Genomic DNA, 1,663 nt, shown 5'->3' with positions numbered 1-1,663 from the left:
GAGTTATTGCTCAATTTTATATTTATGAAATAAATATGAAACAAAGTTGACATATTTGAGTGTTTTAATCACCCCGCTTATATAAAAAGGGATAAACAATGAAGCACTTTATGAAACCTGTTATTGCCGCAGTGGCAACGTCAACACTCTCATTCAATGTACTTTCAGCAGAAATCAAAAATGTCATTCTAATGATTGGCGATGGTATGGGACCTCAACAAGTTGGCTTATTAGAGACTTATGCAAACCAAGCACCTAACTCAATCTATAAAGGTCGAAAGACCGCCCTTTATCAGCTTGCTCAAGAAGGCGTGATTGGTTCATCTCTTACCCACCCAGAAGATGCGATTGTGGTCGACTCTGCTTGTTCCGCAACCATGCTTGCTACAGGTATCTACACAGGTTCAGAAGTTATTGGTATTGATTCCCAAGGCAATCACGTAGAAACCGTGCTGGAGAAAGCAAAAAAAGCGGGTAAAGCAACCGGGCTGGTTTCCGATACGCGCTTAACTCATGCTACACCTGCAGCATTCGCCGCGCATCAGCCACACCGCTCTCTAGAAAACCATATTGCTAGCGATATGCTGGAAACAGGTGTCGATGTGATGCTTTCTGGCGGGCTACGTCACTGGATCCCTAAGTCAACCAATGATAAAGGTGAAACCTACAAACAACTTGAGCAACTGACCAAAGGTGACGTTTATCTCAAGTCAAAACGTAAAGATAACCGCAACCTTCTTGCTGAAGCCCAGAAAGACGGCTATCAGTTAGCGTTTAACCGAGATATGCTCGACAACGCTGACGGCGACAAATTACTTGGTCTATTCGCGTACTCTGGCATGGACGATGGCATCGCATATAGCAATAAAAAGCTGAGTGGCGAACGCACACAACCGAGCTTAAAAGAGATGACGCAAAAAGCGCTTAACGTCTTATCAAAAGATGAAGATGGCTTTTTCCTAATGGTTGAAGGCGGTCAGATAGATTGGGCTGGGCACAGTAATGATGCGGGTACTATGCTGCACGAACTGCTCAAGTTTGATGAAGCAATTCAAACGGTATACGAATGGGCAAAAGATCGTGAAGACACAATCGTAATCGTCACAGCAGACCATGAAACTGGCTCTTTCGGCTTTAGCTATTCATCAAGTGAGCTACCAAAGCCACAAAAGCGCCCAGGAGAAGCCTTTACCGATCGTGATTATGCGCCAAACTTTAACTTCGGTGCATTCGATATTCTTGATGGTTTATACAATCAGAAACAAAGCTACTACGGCATGATCAGTGAGTATCAAAAACTCGACAAAGCTGCACAAACGCCTGAGAAATTCGCTGAGATCGTGAACAAAAATAGTGAATTTCCAATCACCGCAGAGCAAGCTAAAAAGGTACTCGCAAGTAAGCCAAACCCATATCGATTGGCGCAACACAAATACCTTTCTGAAGAGAATGTTCCTGCCATCAACGATTTCGATGCATTTTTCCCATATAACGACCGTGGCAACCTACTTGCTCGAGAACAAGCAACAGGTCAAAACATTGTTTGGGGTACAGGCACACACACCCATACACCTGTGAATGTATTTGCTTGGGGACCAGCAGAAAAGATATTACCAGTATCAAAAATCATGCATCACTCAGAGCTTGGTGAGTACATCAAACC

General features: G+C 43.7%; 1 protein-coding gene. It reads left to right on the top strand.

Annotation, left to right across the window (positions count from 1 at the left end; translation table 11 throughout):
* Window positions 1-98: 98 nt before the first annotated feature.
* The coding region (locus tag BCT81_RS25625) for an alkaline phosphatase (RefSeq protein WP_102426290.1) at window positions 99-1,663 on the top strand (1,565 nt) is incomplete at its 3' end.

The organism is Vibrio sp. 10N.261.52.A1 (assembly GCF_002876325.1).
Taxonomy (GTDB): domain Bacteria; phylum Pseudomonadota; class Gammaproteobacteria; order Enterobacterales; family Vibrionaceae; genus Vibrio; species Vibrio chagasii.
This window is presented reverse-complemented; position numbering and strand designations above follow the sequence as displayed.